Genomic DNA, 18,494 nt, shown 5'->3' with positions numbered 1-18,494 from the left:
GCCTGGTGTGGGTGGGGTGGCGGTAACCGCCTCTGTGGTGGGTGCGTGGGCGACCTCGGCCGGCGGAGATTTCGACTCGAGTCCTCGCTTCGCTCGGTCTCGGCTCAATCATCGTAGGGGGTGGACGCTGGGTATCGGTTCGATCATCGTATGGGGCGGTGCTCGGCCCGATCACAATGTCATGTAGGGCGACACCGACGAACCGTGCTCGGTGATCCGCAGTGTCGAACCCAGTGCGGGGAAGGCGCGTTGGGCGCAATGCTGCCGCTCGCATACCCGGCAACCGGCGCCGATCTCGGTGATCCGGGCCTGCGGCCCGATCTCCAGGCCGTCGGAGTAGATCACCCGGGCGGCGTGCCGTAGCTCGCATCCCAGGCCGATGGCGAAGGTCTTGCCGGGCTGGCCGAATCGGGCGGCCCGACGCTCGACGGTGCGGGCGATCCAGAAGTACTCACGGCCGTCGGGCATCTCGGCGATCTGCGTCAGGATCTTGCCGGGCGAACCGAAGGTCTCGTAGACATTCCACAGCGGGCAGGTACCGCCCGACGACGAGAAGTGGAAACCGGTGGCCGACTGACGCTTCGACATGTTCCCGGCCCGGTCGACGCGGACGAACGACCACGGCACCCCGCGCAGGTTGGGCCGCTGCAGGGTCGACAGCCGGTGACAGATGGTCTCGAAACTCACCGCGTAGAACGCCGACAGGCGTTCGATGTCGTAGCGGAAATCCTCAGCCGCACCGTGGAATTGGGCGTAGGGGAGCAGGGTCGCCGCCGCGGAGTAGTTGGCCAGGCCGTAGCGGGCCAACGACCGTGCCTGATCGCTGGTGAACCCGCCGACCTCCACCTGCTCGTCGATCAGGTCACCGAATTCCAGCAGGGCCAGCTCGGCGGCGAGCTTGAAGGCACGCTGCCCCGAGGAGAGTGCCGCCGACACCTCGAGGCGACGGGATTCCGGATCGAAGCGGTGCAGGATGTAGTCGCCCAGGTCGACGCGCCGGGCGATGGTGACGCCGTGGACCTTCTCGAGCCGGTCCATGATCTCGCGGCGGATGTCGCCGGAGTGCATCCGCATGCGGGTGGTCAGCTCCTCCGCGGCGATGTCGAGCTCGTGAATGTAGTTGCGGCGCTGGTAGAAGTAGTCGCGCACCTCCTCGTGGGGTGCGGTGATGGACCCGCGCATGGAGCGATCGTTCCGGTCGTCGGTGGCGGCCGCGAGGTGGTCGGTGGTGTTGCGGTAGCGGCGGTAGAGATTGACCATCGCCTGCGCGATGTCGGGGTGGGCGGAGACCATCGCGGAGATCTCGGCGGCATCGGCCGCGGTCTCGGGGGCCTCGACGTCGTCGTCGAGCAACACCTCCCGGAGCTCGGCGACCAGGCGCACGTCGTCCTGCGAGTCGAAGAATCCGCCGTCGACGCCGAAGGTCTCGGTGATCCGGGCGAGGACCTTGGCCGACAGCGGACGTGCGTCGTGCTCGATCTGATTGAGATACGACGGCGAGATCTCCAGGGTCTGGGCGAGGGCGACCTGCGAGAGGCCGCGCTCGGAACGCAGCTGGCGCAGGCGTGAACCCACGTATGTCTTCGTCGGCATCGGTTGACCTCCGTGTTCAGGGTACGGTGAGGCGCGTGCATGGGGGACGGGGAGCGGTGCGCGTCGTGATGGCGATCGTCGCCGTGATCACCGCTGGTGGTGCGGTCGCGGGGTGTGGTGCGGGGCAGGCCCCGATCCCGGTGGTCGGCAAGGCCCCGGCCGACCTGATCCTCGACCCGGGCGGGCTACCCACCGGGTTCACGCCCTCGCCGCTGACGGTGGACCAGCTCGTCGCCGCCGACGCGGCATCGCTGAAGGCCGCCGCGAACACCACGATCGTCCCCGAACAGTGCCGGCCCACCGCCGACGCCGCCCTGCAACCGCAACTGTCCGGCACCGACGCCGCGGTCCTCGCCGCCACCTCGGGAACCGGGACGCTGGTGGAGCTGGTGACGACCGCCGAGCGGGACATCGCCGCCGACGTGGTGGCGACCACCGGGCGATGCGCGCGTACCGAGACCACCATCGTCGACGGCAACATGGCCGGGACCCGGGTGACGACGGAGTACACCACCCTCGACGACCCGGACCTCGCCGAGCACCGCGACGCGGTGGAACGGATGCACCTCGTGGCGTCGGCGATCACCACCACCCTGCCCGACGGTGGCCGCCAGTCGCGGATCTCCTATGCCGGATATGCGCTGGTCCAGCGCCCGGGGAAGAACGTGGTCACCGTGCAGCTGACGGTGTCGGGGGAGCCCACCGCCGCGACCGCCCCGGATGCGGCGGCCCCGGCGGCACGCGCACCGATGCCCGCCGAGGACTTCGTGGTGCTCTTCGGCGATGCGGTCCGGGCGGCCGCCGACCGCAGCTGACCGGGCAGGTCCACCACTCTGACATGTGAGAGTCGTCACATCGACGGCCCTGGGCCGGTGTCCGGTGTCGCGATCCGGCCCGGCCGGGCCCTCCGGGGCACGTCGACGGGGCCCGGGAAAAATCCCAGTACGCGCGTACTTTTTGGCGCTGCGACCCGACGTCTTCACACAATCAGATTCGCAAACTTTGCAAATTGTCGCCAAATCCTCGCCTCGGTTCACAGGGAAAGGGGACTGGACCTGCAGGTTTGGGCTATGGCACTCTTGGTCCCAGGCAACACCGAGGGATCACCGAGAGTTGGCAAACCTCGAGACCGAAACCCCGTTTCGGCCCCGAAATCGCAACACTCACTCATCTCCCGGCTGTCTGAAGACAGGGTTCGTGCGGACAGCGCGGACCACCTTCGGCCGGACACCTGGGCCGAGCAGCAGCACAACGAAAGCGAAGTGGCCAATGAGCAACGTCGGAAAGCCCCGTACCGCCGCCGAGATCCAGCAGGATTGGGACACCAACCCCCGTTGGAAGGGCATCACCCGCGAGTACACCGCGCAGCAGGTCGCCGATCTGCAGGGCTCGGTCGTCGAGGAGAACACCCTCGCCCGTCGCGGTGCCGAGATCCTCTGGGAGGGTGTCACCAAGGGTGACGACTCCTACATCAACGCGCTCGGTGCGCTGACCGGCAACATGGCCGTCCAGCAGGTTCGCGCCGGCCTGAAGGCCATCTACCTGTCCGGTTGGCAGGTCGCCGGTGACGCGAACCTCTCGGGTCACACCTACCCCGACCAGTCGCTGTACCCGGCCAACTCGGTTCCGGCCGTGGTCCGCCGCATCAACAACGCGCTGCTGCGCGCCGACGAGATCGCCGCCGTCGAGGGCGACGACTCGGTGGACAACTGGCTGGTGCCGATCGTCGCCGACGGTGAGGCCGGCTTCGGTGGCGCCCTCAACGTCTACGAGCTGCAGAAGGCCATGATCGCCGCGGGTGCCGCCGGTACCCACTGGGAGGATCAGCTCGCCTCGGAGAAGAAGTGCGGCCACCTCGGTGGCAAGGTGCTCATCCCCACCCAGCAGCACATCCGCACCCTGACCTCGGCTCGTCTGGCCGCCGACGTCGCGAACACCCCGACCGTCGTCATCGCCCGTACCGATGCCGAGGCCGCGACCCTGATCACCTCCGACGTCGACGATCGCGACAAGCCGTTCGTCACCGGTGAGCGCACCTCCGAGGGCTTCTACAACGTGCAGAAGGGCATCGAGCCCTGCATCGCCCGTGCGAAGGCATACGCTCCCTACGCCGACCTGATCTGGATGGAGACCGGCAAGCCCGATCTCGAGCTGGCCCGCAAGTTCGCCGAGGCCGTCAAGAGCGAGTTCCCCGACCAGCTCCTGGCCTACAACTGCTCGCCGTCGTTCAACTGGAAGCAGCACCTGGACGACTCGACCATCGCGAAGTTCCAGAACGAGCTCGGCGCGATGGGCTTCAAGTTCCAGTTCATCACCCTGGCCGGCTTCCACGCCCTCAACTACTCGATGTTCGATCTGGCCTACGGCTACGCCCGCAACCAGATGACCGCCTACGTCGACCTGCAGGAGCGCGAGTTCGCTGCCGAGGAGCGCGGCTACACCGCCACCAAGCACCAGCGTGAGGTCGGCGCCGGCTACTTCGACCGGATCGCCACCACCGTCGACCCGAACACCTCGACCGCAGCCCTGAAGGGCTCGACCGAGGAAGGCCAGTTCCACTAGGAACTCGCCCGGCGAGACGCCACGCGTGACTGACAGCCCGGGGCGAGTGGGGAAACTCCCGCTCGCCCCGGGCTTTTCGCTATCCGGGGACCGGTCTGTCGGTGAGTCCCGACCAGCCGGCTCCCGTCCACTCGAGTCCTGTCCACCCGACCGTGAGGAGTCGACCGTGCCCAGCGAGAACACCGCGCGCCCGGGCGAGAAGATCAGCCGGGTCGGCGTGATCGGTGCCGGGCAGATGGGTGCGGGTATCGCCGAGGTCTGCGCCCGGGCGCACGCCGACGTCCTGGTCTACGAACCCACCCGGGAGAGCGCGCTGGCCGGCCGCACGCGCATCCTGCGCTCGCTCGACCGGGGTGTCTCCAGCGGTGCGCTCACCGAACGTGAACGGGAACAGGCGGCCTGGCGGCTGCGCTTCTGCTCCGACCTCGAGGACTTCGCCGACCGGCAGCTGGTGTGCGAGGCCGTCGTCGAGGACGATGCGGTCAAGACCGAGATCTTCGCCCGGCTCGACGCCGTGGTCGCCGATTCGCATGCCGTGCTCGCCTCGGCGACATCGTCGATCCCGATCGTGACGCTGGGGGCGGCCACGCGCCATCCGGACCGGGTGATCGGGTTGCACTTCTTCCATCCGGTCCCGGTGTTGCCGCTGGTCGAGATGGTCACCACGGCGGCGACCGCGCCGGAGGTCGGCGCCCGTGCCGAGGCCTTCGCCAACGACGTGCTGGGCAAACAGGTGATCCACTCGGGAGACCGATCGGGCTTCATCGTCAACGCCCTGCTGATCCCGTATCTGCTGTCGGCGATCCGGATGGCCGAGAGCGGATTCGCCTCCGTCGAGGACATCGACAAGGGCATGGTGCTCGGGTGCGCGCATCCGATGGGGCCGCTGCGGCTGGCCGATCTGATCGGTCTCGACACCGTCGTCGCGATCGCCGAGAAGATGCACGCGGAGTTCGACGAGCCGCTGTATGCGCCACCGGCCCTGCTGCGTCGGATGGTGGCCGACGGCCGGCTCGGGAAGAAGTCGGGCCGCGGTTTCCATGTCTATGCGGAGAACGGAACCGGTCGCTGACGTGGACCGATGGTGTCCGTGAGGTCACCGGGGCCCGGGTCGACCGCTTTGTCCGGCTTCGGGTGGAGCGTGCCGGAGAGACGCTGCTAACAAAGTGCTTGCAATTGCTAGCAGAACATGGATACTGGTGGAGAACCCGAATCAAGGAGGCCCGCCATGACCACCGCCGACCGTACCCTCACCCAGCCGTTCTACGCCGTCATCGGCGCCGGGGACCTTGCCGTCTCGCAGGTCACCGAGGCCGTCGCCCAGCTGCGCGAGCGCACCGAATCCGTCACCGACACCGCGACCTCGCGGTTCGAGGAGACCCGCACCAAGGTTGCGGGCCTGCCCGACGAGGTGCCCTCGGCCATCGAGGAGCTCCGCGCCAAGCTCAGCCCCGAAGAGCTCCGCAAGATCGCCGAGCCCTACGTGGAGCTCGCCACCACCCTGTACAACTCGCTCGCCGAGCGCGGCGAGGAGACCGTCGAGCGTCTCTGGCGTCAGCCGCTGGTGCAGGAGGGTCTGACCCGCGCCGAGAAGACCTACAACGACGCCGTCGACATCACCGAGGACGCCCTCGGTGTGGTCTCGCACCAGACCCGCTCCGTCGGTGAGCAGGCCGCCAAGATCGCCGGCCTGGTCGGCGCTCGCGCCGGTGAGGTCTCCGACGACCTCGCCGAGGCCGCCGACAAGATCGGTGACGTCGTCGACGAGGCCGCCCTCGAGATCGGTGAGCGCCTCGACGACGCCGCCGAGGCCGCCGCCGCAGCCGGTGCCGACATCAAGGAGCAGTCCGCTGCCGCCGCCGCCAAGATCGACGGTGCCGCCGGGACCGTGGAGGGCAAGGCGCGCACCGCCAAGTCCTCGCCGGCCAAGAAGATCGCCGCCAAGCGGGCCCCCGCCAAGAAGGCCCCGGCCACCGCTGCCGACGACGCTGCCGACACCGACGCCGATACCGACGAGTGATCGTCCATCGCATCTGAATCACCGCCGCATCCGGATCGCGGCAACAGCTGAACAACGAAGGCACCCGAGGGATTTCCCTCGGGTGCCTTCGTCATTGGCCGTCGGTGGGCGGGACCCGAAGCCAGCCCTCGTCGCGGGCATACGCCCGCATCGCGTTCACGCCCGCAGTCGGTGTCGGTGGGTCCGACCGGCCGGCATTGCCACCCGAGCATCCAATTCATCTCGATCATTGAATAGATTGGGCGCCAACAGAACTCGGTCAGATCAGGACGCGGCTGCCGTCGGCCATCTCGTCGCTGCCGGTCACGATCCCGAAGGGCGTCGACGCCGTCCAGCGCGGACGGCGACGATGGCTCGCGAACCAGCCGGTGACCAAGTCGTTCCATCGATTCGGCCTGAATCCGTCGATTGTGGGTGGATTCGTCGGATCCTCCGGCGCGATAAACGAGAAATGTTCTGTCCGAGTGCAGCTCAGGAGTGTCACAGGCTCACTCCACGCATGAGGAAGGGGCATCTCGCAGATGCGACCATCTCATAGCTTGCCGGTGAAGTCGGTATCGTTCGATGACCACAAGCTGATCGCCGTGGCGGGAATCGTCCCGATCATGGAGTTGGACACCCGTGTGGGTCGGAACAATCGGCCGATGAGGAGTGGCCGACCCCTTGAATCCGCCAGTTGACCATGGCTGGCGATTCCGGCACTCACGACAGTCGGAAGGTGTCGGCGGTCGCGGGCATGGTGATGGGTGTCGACACGATCGACAGGCTCGCGGTGCTCGGGCATGGCCGGCGGGACAAGATCGTCGGCCACACCCCGCATCGTCGCAGGTGGTACGGTTCCCGCGATCTACCACCCACAGCAGCATCACCCGGCTTCGCCGGGTTCTGTGACCGGTTCGCGTACCCGCGGGTCGACGCCAGTGGCCAAGGCTGTCTTCGTATGCGACCGGACGAAGTCCGGCGCCACAGACGTACTCACCGAGAGCGATCCGCGAACTGCACCGCTCACGCGACATCGAGGCGGTCATTGCTCCCGACCCGATGCGCGAGGCGTGGGGCCGAACTCGCCACGGCGGCGCCGGTTACTCGGGGATTTCTCGAAGGGTGGTATCAGCAAACAGGCGCAATTCCGCTGCCGCTGTGGCCGGATCGACCGGTGAGAGAACGACGCTCGTGGCGCCGGCCGCGCGTAGTTCCTCGATGCGCCGTCCGACCGAAGCCGGGTTTCCCGCAACCGTGAGGGTGTCGATCCACTCCTCGGGTAGTGCCGCGGCAAACTCGTCGGGGGCCAAGGTGATCAGCTCTGCCAGCGTCTCGTTGTAGCCGTAGGCCGCCGATAGCGGGTTATGGGGACCGACAGCCGCCAGGTAACCGGCGAGTGGTCCGCGAACACGTTGTCGCGCTGCGTCTTCATCCTCATCGATACTGAAGAGCGCGAAGGTTGGCAGCGAGTGCTCGGTGCGGCCCGAGACCGTCATGCCGCGGCTGATATCGGCGACGACCGCCTCCAAGTAGGTCGCGCCGGCCAACACACTCATCACCGTGCCGTCGGCGATCTCGCCCGACAGTGCCAGGGACTTCGGACCCAGTACACCGGTCACGATCTCCGGCACGATCGTTGGCGGGTGGGCCAATGCCACGTTGTCGAAGGTGAACTGTCTGCCCTCGGAGGTGACGGTCTCCCCGGACAGCAATGCCCGCACCGCGGTCACGCACTCACGCAGCGCGGTCAGCGGGGATTTCGGCGTCAACCCCATCTGACCCGTCCAGAACGGGACACCGTGTCCGATGCCGGCTATGAAGCGGCCGGGGTGGCATCGGGCTAGCGTGGCCGTTTCCATCGCCGTCACCGCCGGGTGCCGCGCCACCGAAGCGACGATGCCCAGCCCCACGCGGACGTCGGTGGTTGCCGCGAGCGCGGCGGCCGCCGCGGTGAATCCGCCGTACTGGAAATAGTCCTCTGCGGTCCAGACCTCGCCGAACCCGAGTTCTTCGGCGAGGGCGGCCTTCGAGCCGATGTCCTCGGGAGGGGTGGAGGTCGCGATGAATACGCCGACGGAAGTCTTCGCCATGATGTCCTCACTGTTCGCTTGCGTTCTCGAGCCGAGCGCGGATCGATGTCCGTCCGGCTTCTGGCGGTGATCCCCATTCTCGCGTGCTCTCGGGCGGTCCGGCATCAGCGAGGTTGCCAACCTTGGCCGATCGGCTTGTCGGATACGGACAAGCGCCTGAGGTGCCCTGGTGTGATCATGGACCGGTGGGCTTCCCTGACGATGTGTGCCGACCCGACACCCTCCCAACCGGTGGTCCGACAGCCTTGGGCGAGCGCCTGCGGTCGGCGGGATACCTGGCTGACGAGGGCGTGCGGACGGCGGTGTTCTTGGCGATCCTGCTCGACCAGCCGCTCCTGCTCGAGGGAGAGCCAGGCGTCGGGAAGACCTCGTGCGCGTCGGCTCTGGCGCGGATGAGCGGCAGATCGTTCATCCGATTGCAGTGTCACGAGGGGATCGATGCCTCCGCGGCCCTTTACGACTGGGACTATCGCAAACAGCTGTTGACGATGCAGTCGACCATGTCGAGTGCATACATCGGTGATGCCTCCTGTGTGAACCCGGACTCCCCACAGACCCGTGACCCCCTGCACACTGTGGGTTCGGTGTACACGAGGGAGTACCTCCTGCGACGGCCACTCCTGCAGGCATTGTCCGAACCCGCTGGATGCGTCCTACTGATCGACGAGATCGATCGAAGCGACGAAGAATTCGAAGCACTGCTCCTGGAGTTTCTCTCTGGGTACACGATGTCGATTCCGGAGCTCGGAACGATCGGGCCACCGGAAGTCGCGCCGTGGGTGATCCTGACATCCAACGCGACCCGCGAACTCCACGGTGCGCTCCGTCGGCGATGCGTGTATCACTGGATCGACCTCCCTGCGCCCGCCGAGGAAGCCGAGATCGTGCGGATGGCCGTTCCCGGCGCGGGGCCGGCGCTCGCCGCGGCGGTCGTCGACGCCGTTAACCGTATTCGCGGGCTACCGCTGGAGCGGACGCCGGGGACCGCGGAGGTGATCGACTGGGCGCGCGCGGTGGCCGGCCTCAGCGGCGGTGTGCTGACGGTCCAGTCCGCGACCGCAACCAGCGGGGTCCTGGTGAAGACCCGCACCGACAAACGACTCGTCGAGACCGAAATCGGTGGCCTCGGTCTGGGCGAGATCGTCTCGGATCGATCGGATTCGGATGGATGAGTCTCTCGGGCAATCGCATACGATACACGGATTCTTTCGGGCGTTGCGAGGTGCGGGAATCGCGGTCGGCACGGGACGTGTCATCGATGTCCATCGCGCGCTGGTGAGCGGGGAGGTGTCGCTGTACTGGTGCGCCCGGCTCCTCGTGGTCACCTCTGCCGCGGATCTCGCGACCTTCGAAACGGCGTACCGAAGCTACTTCGGTACGGTTCCCGACAGTCGATCGGCCGGCCATACCTCGCCGGACCACCCTCACCGCCGAGCCGCCGCCGCTGATCTGGGCGACGAGGCACGTGATGTGGAGACGGCGCTGGTAGCGGCGCAGAAGGTCGACTCCGCAACGGACTTCGGGGAACTCGCCGACGCCGATCGCGACGAGGTGCCGGCGATCATCGCCGCTGCCATCCGTCGTCGGATCGCGGTGCGCCGGGCTCGGTGGCGGGGCGCGACGCGCGGTGGAGTCGATCTCGCGGCGGTCATGCGCATCGCCATCGCCACCGGATCACTTCCCGACCGGATGATCCTGCGCCGCAGACGAGAACGTCGGCGTCCCGTGATCATGCTGATCGACTGCTCCCATTCGATGGACGCCTACGTGCGGCCGTGGCTGGCCTTGGCATTCGCACTCACCCGGGGTCTCGGTGGCACAGTCGTGCGGGTCTTCTGCATTGGCACTGCCCTCACCGAGGTGACCGAGGAATTCCGACGTCGCGATCTCGACTTGGCGATCGACCGGGCCGTGCAGCGCTGTGAGGGAATCGGCTCCGGTACCCGACTGGCCACCTGTCTCGACGAGCTGTCAACGCGTCAACTCCACGACCGTTGCCTCCGTGCGGCCTCGATCATGGTGTTCAGTGACGGGCTGGACTCCGACCCGCCCGACCGCCTCGCCGCTGCACTCCGCAAGCTACGCGCCAGATCCACCGGAATTGTCTGGTGTAGCCCGCTTCTCGGTGACGATGCCTACGAACTCCTCCAGCGAAGCATGCTCGCAGCCGCGCCGCTACTCGATGGGCTGGTGACGGCTCACCATGCAGACTCGCTGATCACTATTGCCGATCGCGTCCTCGACGGGCTGGGAATGCCGGCCCACGCTTGACCGAATACGGAGAATTCGTCGTCGATGGTTTGTCGTCGTGGTGCATTGGATTGCGGTGCGGCATCTCCGATGATGAAGGGGTCCGAGTCACAACGAGTACGTCACAACGAGTAAGAAGGATGACCTTCACATGAGTGTCGCTTCGACCACCGTATCCGTTCCGGTCAATGACGAAAAGGATGTTGCCGCGATCAAGGCGGTCCACCTGTCCTGGCTGGATTCCAACAATGATCTGGTCATCGAGAAGATGTACCCGAACTTCGCCAACCCGGGCTACCTGCAGTTCAACCTCAATGGACACACTTACACCAGTGTCGACGAGAAGGTGAAGCTCTGGGAGGGCCTGCACTCCATCGGTTTCAACCTCGAGGACATGAAGCTCGTGGAAGAGCCCGTGATCCACGTCGAGGGCAACCTCGGTTATCTGACCACCATCTGGAGCGCACTGGTGTCGGGCACCGGTTCCACCGGACTGATGAAGGTCGACGAGGAGCCAACGGTGTTCCGGGTGACCGAGGTCTACCGCCGCGACGACGGTAAGGGGAACCCGGAGTGGAAGATCTGGCACTTCCATGCCTCTCCGATCGCACCGCCGGAGACCCCTCGTTTTCCGCAGGAGTCCTGACACACTTTCCGAGTATCGTTCGGGCGGCTGTGTCCGCGAGTAGTGAGGAGCACGTGTGCGATGACGACTGATGTTGTGCGAGGCCATGTTCGGGGACCTGCGGGTGAGGTGTCGTATCTCGAGTGGACCGGCGACGAGGGGTTGGCCCCGGTGCTGTGTCTGCATCCGGTGAACACCGCCGCGGGGATCTGGTCGGATTCGGTGGGTTCGCTGTCACGCAGGGTCATCGCTGTCGACTATCGCGGACACGGGCGCTCCGCCGAGGGCGAGCAGCGATACCCGTCGGATTTCGCCGCCGATGCCCGGGCCGTGGCCGACCATCTCGGTCTCGACCGTGTGCACCTGCTCGGTGGGTCCATCGGCGGAGCGGTGTCGGTGGAGTTCACCGCTGCAGCACCGGAGCGGGTGGCCAGCATCGGCCTGTTCGGTGCCACGTTGCATCTGGGTGTCGGCGCCGCCGACCTCGCCGAGATGACCGCAGCGCTGCGGGAACTGGGCGTGCGCGAGTGGTTCGATCGGCACGGTGGCGAGATCCTCGGTCCGCAGGCCGCGCCCGGCAGTGCAGAGCGGCTGACACAGTTCGCCGCAGAGGGGCGTTCGGTGGAAACCGTGGTTGCCAACATCGAGACGACCTTCGGCCGGGCCGATGCTCGTCCGGTGGCCGAAGGGCTACGCGCCGCCGGTGTGCTGCCGCCGGTGACGGTTGTCGTCGGCGCCGCCGACCCCACGTGTCCGCCCGCAATGGCTCGGGACATGGCCGAGGCCCTGGGAACGACGGCTGCGGCGGTTCGTGTCCTCGACGGCGTTGGCCACCTGCCAATGCTCGAAGTTCCTCATCGTGTAGCCGCCATCGTCGAGTCCACACTCGTGGACCTACCCTGAGCAGGGAAGAGCTGTTGTGACCTATTCAATCGTCGCGCGTGATGACCGAGCCGGGCAGCTCGCGGTCGCCTGCGAATCCCACTTCTTCGCGCCGGGCGCTTCGGTGACCCTCGCACGCGCGGGTGTCGGGGTCATCGCGACCCAGGCATTCGTCAACGGGACTTATGGTGTCCAGGGTCTGGCCCGCTTGCCGCACGCACCTGCGCAGACAGTTCTGGAGGAGTTGCTGGCCCTCGACGATGCGCCAGGGGTTCGTCAGGTCGCGATGCTCGGGGTCACCGGAGATGCCGCGTCGTGGACCGGACAGTCGTGTATCGAGGCGGCGGGCAGCATCGTCGACGGTCCGCTCGCCGTGCAGGGCAACATGCTCCGCTCTGCCGACGTGCTGCCGGCGATGGTCGCTGCATTCCATTCTTGCGACGGCGATCTCGCCGATCGAGTCATGGCAGCGATGGCGGCCGCCGAGGCTGCCGGTGGAGATCTCCGGGGCAGTCAAGGAGCGTCGTTGGTGGTGGTCGACGTCGACGACGGCAACCGGCCTTGGGAACGCGTGGTCGTCGATCTGCGGGTCGACGACCACCCGGACCCGATCGAGGAGCTTCGCCGACTTCTTCGACTGCGTAGAGCTTTCGATTCGGTGTCGTCGACGATGTTCGCGCCCGGTCTGATGGTCGGCCCCTACCGCGAACCGGCCCCTGGTGATCTCGACACCGCGTTGACCGATCTGGCCAGGGCGGCAGAGGTTCTCGCGCCCAGCGCCGAACCGCTGTTCTGGTCCGGAGTGCTCGCGGCCCGTGCCGGACGACTCGAACGTGGCCGAGCAGACCTTGCGCGGGCGATCGAGCTCAACCCGGATCTCGAGGTCTTCCTCGGTCGGGTGTCCGCGGCGGGGTTCTTGACGTCGGAGGAACTGGCGGCGCTGCGATGACCCACAGGATGAACGGCAGCGCCGGGGACAACGGCGTCGGCACGGTAGACGTCGGCGCTGTGGACGTGACGACAGTCCTCGGTCTCACCCGAGACCTCGTGCGCATAGCATCGACCAACCCGCCAGGACATGAGCGAGCGGTGGCCGAGCACCTGTGCGGCGTCCTCGACCGGCTCGGCCTCGATCCGGAGATCATCGAGGACGGCGCTGGTCGCGCCAGTGTGATTGCCTCTACGGCAAGCGATTCTGGCGTCGGCGGCTCCGACCGGAAGCCGGTGCTATTGGTCAACGGTCACATCGATACGGTGCCCGCCGATCCCTCGCGGTGGCGGCACGACCCGTGGGGTGCCGAGGTGGTCGACGGGCGCCTCTACGGGCGCGGAGCCACCGATATGAAGGGCGGGGTTGCCGCCTCGATCGCAGCGCTCATACACTGCCGCCAGGTGGGTATCGAACTTCCGTGCGATATCACCTTCCACTTCGTGGCAGACGAAGAGCTCGGTGGCCGCCACGGGACCGCATATCTGCTCGATCAACAGCTGATTCACGCCGATGCCGCAATCGTGCCCGAGCCGACCAGCCTGATGCTGTGTATCGCAGAGCGAGGTCTGATGTTCGCGCGCATCACCACCCACGGGATCCCAGCGCACGGCAGCGAGCCTTCCCGAGGCAGGAGTGCAATCGTCGCGGCCGCCCACATCACCGATGTCCTGCATGGACGAACCTTCGCCGGCAGTGCCGAGCATCCGCTACTGGGGCGCACCACCTGCAATGTCGGCATGATCAACGGCGGCATCGGTCCGAACGTGGTCGCCGAACGTTGCGTGCTGGAGGTCGATCGGCGGGCGGTCCCCGGTGACACGGCCGAATCCCTGCTCGACGGGCTGCGGCGCGGCATCGCCACCGCGGGTGTGAGTACTGACGACTACGACATCGAGGTGACCACCTACTGCGAGCCGTCGGAGATCTCACCGGACAACGAATTCGTCGGTCTCGTCGCCGATGCGGCAGCGTCTGTGCTGGGTGTCACGCCGACGTTCACAGGTCTTCCGTTCACCACCGATGCCCGATTCATGCGAAATCAATTGGGAATTCCCACTGTGGTTTTCGGACCCGGGGATCTGTCGCTGGCCCATGTGGTAGACGAGTATGTGGAGGTCGAAGACCTTGTGTCCGCAACGGCTGTGATGGCGCGCATCTACAGTTGCTTTACAGCTTCGAAACATCTGCACCACACCTAGGCCACAAGGCGTGGATACCTTCTGACATGGGCTCTGCCCTTTTCAAGGAGGTATCATGGCGTTTCCCGAACAGAACATCGCCGGTGTCGACAGCCTGGCGTCACCCACGCTCGAGCGACTCCTCGCCTCGGTCGGTGGTGAGTATTTCGACGTGGTGCACGTCGAGGCGCCCACCGACGGCCGCGGCGTCTGCGGCGTGATGATCTGGGATGCCGACGCGGCGGGTGAGTTGTTCGAGGGCGACCTTGTCTTGGCGGTGGGTGTGCAACCAGGAACCACAGCATTGCGTGCACTCATGCAGACCATCGCAGAGTCGCGCTGTGCTGCGGTGGTGTGCAAGACGGCTACCGAGGCCGACCGCGCCGATCTGACGGCCGATGCCGAGCGCGCACGGTGTACGGCGATCGCGCTGGACAGCCGGATGTCCTGGGATCAGATCTACACCTTGGTCAAGACCGCCATCGGCGCGCGCCCGATGTCGCCGCTCGATACGAACGGGGTTCCCTACGGAGACCTGTTCGCGTTGGCGAACGCCGCCGCGGCGATGCTCGAGGGCCCCGTCATCCTCGACGACGAGAACTTCCAGGTGCTCGCGTTCTCCAATCTCGACGGCCCTATCGATGACATTCGGCGGCAGTCGATTCTGCACCGTCGGCCACCGGCGGACTTCCTCGAGTGGTGTGAGACCACCGGGCTGCTACCACGGATACGCCAAAGTGCACGTCCGGTGAAGGTCAGCCCCGATTCCGGAACCGATCGTCTGGTCATCGCCATCAAGGCCGGCAGCGAGATCCTCGGCTATCTGTGGGTGTCGTCACCGGCCCAGGGACTCAGTGATTCGGCGGAGGACATGCTCATCGAGATCGCGCGGGTCGCCGCGATTCAGATCCTCAACGAGCGGGTCAACGCCGATATCGCCCGACGGCTGAAGTCTGATGCCTTGCAGGGATCGATCTCCGGTCGAGGGCTGCCGCAAGCGCTGGCCGGTCGTCTCGGCGTGCCGATTGACGGCCGATACCGGTTGATCGCCTTCGCGAAGGATGTATCGGACGGCGACGATCAGCTGAGCCTACTGACCGTGGAATCGCTGGTATCGCTTCACTTCAAGGCGCTTGCACCGAGATCGGCGGTCACCCATGCCGGGTCGGTCGTCTACGTTCTCTATCCCCACCCCGACTCCAGCGGTCTGGAGCGTGCCAGGCAATGGGCAGCCGACATCATCGGACGCAGTGACAGGCAGTTGAGAGTCGCCTTGCGCGCGGCGATCGGGGAAGAGTTGGACACCTTGCGAGATCTCACCGCAGCGAAGGCGTCGATAGATCGTCTGCTCGCACTGCCCTCCACTCGATCCGACGACCGCATCATCTGCCATGAGGACTCGGTGCCGCAGACAGTCATCGCCGAGTTGGCCGAGATCTTCGCCTCCCGCCCGCACATGCTGCGCGGCGGTGTGGAGCGGCTGGTGCATTGCGACCGCGAGCGGGGCAGTGATTACCTCGCCACGCTGCGGATCTACCTCGAGTGCAACTGTGACCTCACCGCGGCCGCGAAACGTCTTTTCGTGCACCGTAATACCCTCAAGTACCGCATCGGCCGCATCCAGGAGATGACCGGATTGGACTTTTCCGATCCCGACGTCCGTCTGGTCGCCGAATTACACACTCGCTTCCTCGGTGTCGAGGTCGGTCAGATTCACCCGCGCAACGGAATTATCGCCGACTTCGGGTGAAAACTGTTGGTGAGCAACAACCGAACCGAGGCCCAGGCTTCGTTCGAATCGTAGATGGATTGCACAGGTCACCTCGGCAGACTGGGATCACAGCCCACCTCTCTGTCAAGGCGGTACAGCTACGATGCTCGACAACGTTTCAGAGCCACTCCGTCAATCCAAGGTCGCGGTCGCGGCCGACGATCCGCCCCAGTCGAATCTGCCGGCGTCGGGCCCGGATGCGCCGAGCGCCGACACGCTCATAGGCGCACGGGTCTTGCGGACCGAGGACCCCAAGATCCTCACGGGTAGAACGCAGTACATCGACGACATCGTTGTTCCCGGCATGGTGCACGCAGCGGTGCTGCGCAGCCCACACCCGGCCGCGCGTATCCTCGGCATCGATACCAGTGCCGCCGTCGCACTACCGGGTGTGTACGCGGTCATCACCGGTGCCGACGTGCTCGCGCGCTGTCAACAGCAGCCGGTCATCTGGCAGATGATCCCGGGTCAGTTCATTCCCGAGCACTACGCCATGGCGACAGACGGCGTCCGGTGGGTCGGGCAGCCGGTGGCCGCGGTGGCGGCCATCGACCGCTACGTCGCCGAGGACGCACTCGAACTCATCACCGTCGACTACGAGCAACTCCCGGCCGTCACCGGGATCGACGTCGCACTCGATCCCGACGGTCCTCAGGTCTGGGAGGGGCATGACAACATCTCCGGCGTGACCACCGTGCCCAAGGGAGACGTCGAGGCGGCCTTCGACAACGCCGATGTGGTGGTTCGCACGACACTCGACTACGGCCGACAGATGGGTACCCCACTGGAGACCCGCGGCACTGTGGCGACCTGGGATCCGTTCACCGACGAACTCGACATCTGGATGGGGTCACAGGCCCCCAACCTCGCCCGTGATCTGCTCGGCGACGTCCTGGGCATCCCGGTCGACAAGATCCGTGTTCGGGTACCCCGTCTGGGCGGCGGGTTCGGCAACAAATTCGACTTCTACGGCGAGGACATCATCGCGGCCTTGCTCTCCCGGGCGTGTGGACGGCCGGTGAAGCTCATCGAGGACCGACTCGAGAGTTTCGTCGCCACGGTGCATTCGCGCAACCAACGCCTCGACGTCGAGATGGCCGCGACCAAGGACGGCAAGATCCTCGGTCTCCGCGGCACCGTGTATCAGCTCCTCGGTGCCGTGCTGGGAACGGTCGGGGTTGGTCCGGCGTGGGCGGCGACGGCGATCATGACCGGTCCCTACGATATCCCCAACGCCTCGGTCACCTTGAAAGCAGTGCTCACCAACCGGCCGCCGTACGGCTCCTATCGCGGGTGGGGACAACCCAAGGGGTGTTTCGCACACGAGCGACTGATCGAGGCGCTTGCGCGAAAGATCAACAAGCCGGCCAACGAGATCCGCAGGCTCAACCTGATCCGGGAGTTCCCTTATCTGAGTCAGGTCTTTCTCTTCGACAGCGGCGACTACCTCGGTTGCCTGGCACAGGCCGAGAACGCGGTGGAGGAGCTCGGCTGGCGCGAGCAGGTTGAGCAGGCCCGTGCGCACGGTAGATCCGTCGGCATCGGCTATGGATTCCACGTGGAGATCACCGCATTCGGACCCTCACGGATCATGAATGCCGCCGGGCTGCAGCATGCGACCTTCGACGAAGAGATCGTGCGGATGGATTCCAGCGGAGGCGTGACTGTCTACACCGGGCAGATCGGCATGGGTCAGGGCTTGGAGACGGCCCTCGCGCAGGTGGCCGCCCAGACCCTCGGCGTGCCACTGGAGACCGTCACCGTCGTACAGGGCGATACCGATTCGTGTCCGTACACCGGATACGGAACGGGTGCCAGCCGCGGCGCCGCCATCGGTGGCGCCACCACGGCGGCCGCCTCGGAAATACTGCGGGAGAAGATCATTCGAGTGGCTGGTGCGATGCTCGAGGCCGATCCTCGAGATCTGCAGGTTCGCGATGGGGTGGTGTCGGTGGTCGGCGCGCCGAGCCGGTCGGTGTCCATGAAGCAGATCGGGGACGCGTCCTACCGTCGGCTCCTGGGCAAGCTCCCCGAGGACGAGTCTCCAGTTCTTGAGGGCCGCAAGGTGTTCGAACCGGAAAACGTGGCATTCTCCAACGGATGCTCGGTGGCCATGATCGAGGTCGATCGCGACACCGGCAAGTCGATGGTTCTGAACTATCTCGTGGCACACGACTGCGGCACCGTCATCAATCCGATGTTGGTCGACGGTCAGGTGCACGGTGGTGCGGTCCAAGGTATCGGCGGGGCGCTCTACGAGGAGATCACCTACGACGGCGAAGGTGTTCCGGAGGTCGATGGGCTCTTCGGCTATCTGGTGCCCAGTGCCGCCGATGTGCCACGAATCGCCACCCGGCACATCGAGACCCCAGCCGGTTCCGTGCCCGGCGGATTCAAGGGCGTGGGTGAATGCGGGACCATCGGAGCGGCGTCGGCCATCGTCGCAGCGATCGAGAATGCGCTCGAGGACCTTCCCATCGACATCACCACCATCCCGGTGACGCCGAGCAGACTTCGCGCGCTCATCGAGCGAGCGGAACGGAGCTGAAT

At 66.2% G+C, this 18,494-nt stretch carries 15 protein-coding genes; 12 read left to right on the top strand and 3 right to left on the bottom strand.

Features of this window, described 5'->3' with window-relative positions:
• Positions 1-171: 171 nt before the first annotated feature.
• A complete protein-coding gene (gene ramB, locus GD1_RS15260) occupies positions 172-1,593 on the bottom strand; it encodes an acetate metabolism transcriptional regulator RamB (protein WP_020792197.1) in 1,422 nt (473 codons plus the stop codon).
• A gap of 35 nt (positions 1,594-1,628) precedes the next feature.
• Between ramB and GD1_RS15255 the strand changes: the two genes are divergently transcribed.
• From GD1_RS15255 to GD1_RS15240, 4 genes are all read left to right on the top strand, one after another.
• Positions 1,629-2,408, top strand: a complete 780-nt coding sequence (locus GD1_RS15255; protein WP_202926652.1) for a hypothetical protein — start codon at positions 1,629-1,631, stop codon at positions 2,406-2,408.
• A gap of 454 nt (positions 2,409-2,862) precedes the next feature.
• Positions 2,863-4,155 (top strand): isocitrate lyase, encoded by a 1,293-nt coding sequence (gene aceA, locus GD1_RS15250; RefSeq protein WP_020789498.1) that lies wholly within the window; start codon positions 2,863-2,865, stop codon positions 4,153-4,155.
• A gap of 166 nt (positions 4,156-4,321) precedes the next feature.
• Positions 4,322-5,227 (top strand): 3-hydroxybutyryl-CoA dehydrogenase, encoded by a 906-nt coding sequence (locus GD1_RS15245; RefSeq protein ID WP_280513269.1) that lies wholly within the window; start codon positions 4,322-4,324, stop codon positions 5,225-5,227.
• 156 nt (positions 5,228-5,383) lie between these two features.
• Positions 5,384-6,175, top strand: coding sequence for a heparin-binding hemagglutinin (locus tag GD1_RS15240; RefSeq protein ID WP_059037961.1), 792 nt, complete (start codon positions 5,384-5,386; stop codon positions 6,173-6,175).
• A gap of 532 nt (positions 6,176-6,707) precedes the next feature.
• On the opposite strand, the gene GD1_RS24775 is transcribed toward GD1_RS15240, so the two are convergent.
• On the bottom strand, positions 6,708-6,986 hold the full coding sequence (locus tag GD1_RS24775; RefSeq protein ID WP_157079500.1) for a hypothetical protein: 279 nt from the start codon (positions 6,984-6,986) through the stop codon (positions 6,708-6,710).
• Between the two features lie 271 nt (positions 6,987-7,257).
• Positions 7,258-8,247 carry an LLM class flavin-dependent oxidoreductase gene (locus GD1_RS15235; protein WP_059037959.1) on the bottom strand — a complete coding sequence of 330 codons (990 nt, stop codon included), beginning with the start codon at positions 8,245-8,247 and terminating at the stop codon, positions 7,258-7,260.
• A 245-nt stretch (positions 8,248-8,492) separates the two neighbouring features.
• On the opposite strand from GD1_RS15235, the gene GD1_RS15230 reads away from it, so the two are divergent.
• The 8 genes from GD1_RS15230 (at position 8,493) to GD1_RS15195 (ending at position 18,492) form a co-directional block, all read left to right on the top strand.
• Positions 8,493-9,419, top strand: coding sequence for an AAA family ATPase (locus tag GD1_RS15230; RefSeq protein ID WP_157079499.1), 927 nt, complete (start codon positions 8,493-8,495; stop codon positions 9,417-9,419).
• The gene (locus GD1_RS15225; protein ID WP_083534248.1) at positions 9,412-10,518 is read left to right on the top strand and encodes a VWA domain-containing protein; all 1,107 of its coding nucleotides are present in this window, start codon (positions 9,412-9,414) and stop codon (positions 10,516-10,518) included. Before GD1_RS15230 ends, GD1_RS15225 begins: the two co-directional genes overlap by 8 nt.
• Positions 10,519-10,648: 130 nt before the next feature.
• Positions 10,649-11,143 carry a YybH family protein gene (locus tag GD1_RS15220; protein ID WP_059037956.1) on the top strand — a complete coding sequence of 165 codons (495 nt, stop codon included), beginning with the start codon at positions 10,649-10,651 and terminating at the stop codon, positions 11,141-11,143.
• 60 nt (positions 11,144-11,203) lie between these two features.
• Positions 11,204-12,025 (top strand): alpha/beta fold hydrolase, encoded by an 822-nt coding sequence (locus tag GD1_RS15215; RefSeq protein WP_083534247.1) that lies wholly within the window; start codon positions 11,204-11,206, stop codon positions 12,023-12,025.
• A 16-nt stretch (positions 12,026-12,041) separates the two neighbouring features.
• A complete protein-coding gene (locus GD1_RS15210) occupies positions 12,042-12,953 on the top strand; it encodes a DUF1028 domain-containing protein (RefSeq protein ID WP_059037951.1) in 912 nt (303 codons plus the stop codon).
• 8 nt (positions 12,954-12,961) lie between these two features.
• The gene (locus GD1_RS15205) at positions 12,962-14,194 is read left to right on the top strand and encodes a M20 family metallopeptidase (protein ID WP_083534245.1); all 1,233 of its coding nucleotides are present in this window, start codon (positions 12,962-12,964) and stop codon (positions 14,192-14,194) included.
• Between the two features lie 55 nt (positions 14,195-14,249).
• A complete protein-coding gene (locus tag GD1_RS15200; RefSeq protein WP_059037946.1) occupies positions 14,250-15,923 on the top strand; it encodes a PucR family transcriptional regulator in 1,674 nt (557 codons plus the stop codon).
• 124 nt (positions 15,924-16,047) lie between these two features.
• Positions 16,048-18,492: a xanthine dehydrogenase family protein molybdopterin-binding subunit gene (locus GD1_RS15195; RefSeq protein ID WP_083534244.1), complete on the top strand. Its 2,445-nt coding sequence runs from the start codon at positions 16,048-16,050 to the stop codon at positions 18,490-18,492.
• Positions 18,493-18,494: the final 2 nt, after the last annotated feature.

The sequence above is a fragment of the Gordonia desulfuricans NBRC 100010 genome (genome assembly GCF_001485495.1).
GTDB classification, from domain to species: domain Bacteria; phylum Actinomycetota; class Actinomycetes; order Mycobacteriales; family Mycobacteriaceae; genus Gordonia; species Gordonia desulfuricans.
The sequence above is the reverse complement of the archived record's forward strand: the minus strand, read 5'-3'. Positions and strand labels throughout refer to the sequence as shown.